Origin of the sequence: Halorubrum sp. SP3, from assembly GCF_005435195.1 — an archaeon.
GTDB classification, from domain to species: domain Archaea; phylum Halobacteriota; class Halobacteria; order Halobacteriales; family Haloferacaceae; genus Halorubrum; species Halorubrum sodomense.
This window is the reverse complement of record NZ_SGTU01000739.1, coordinates 1-226: the sequence shown is the minus strand read 5'-3', so window position 1 is coordinate 226 and position 226 is coordinate 1. Positions and strand designations below refer to the sequence as shown.

1 protein-coding gene is annotated in these 226 nt (G+C 70.4%); it reads right to left on the bottom strand.

Annotated features, from left to right (window positions below; translation table 11 throughout):
- A partial coding sequence (locus EXE42_RS18095; protein ID WP_275938250.1) for a histidine kinase dimerization/phospho-acceptor domain-containing protein occupies positions 1-226 on the bottom strand: 226 nt, incomplete at both ends.

Here is a 226-nt window from a genome sequence, read left to right as displayed (position 1 = left end):
CGGCCTCGACGAGCTGGTCGCTGTCGCACTCTGACCGGGCCAGTTCGAGCCGCCCTTCGACCACGTTCAGCGGGTTCCGGAGGTCGTGGCTGACGACCCTCGCGAACTTCTCTAAGCGCTCGTTCTGTCGCTGGAGCTCCTCCTCGCGCTCCCGCCGCTCGGTGATGTCCCGCGCGATGTGGAGCCCGGCGACGACGTCGCCGTCCTCGCGAACCGGCGCCGTCCG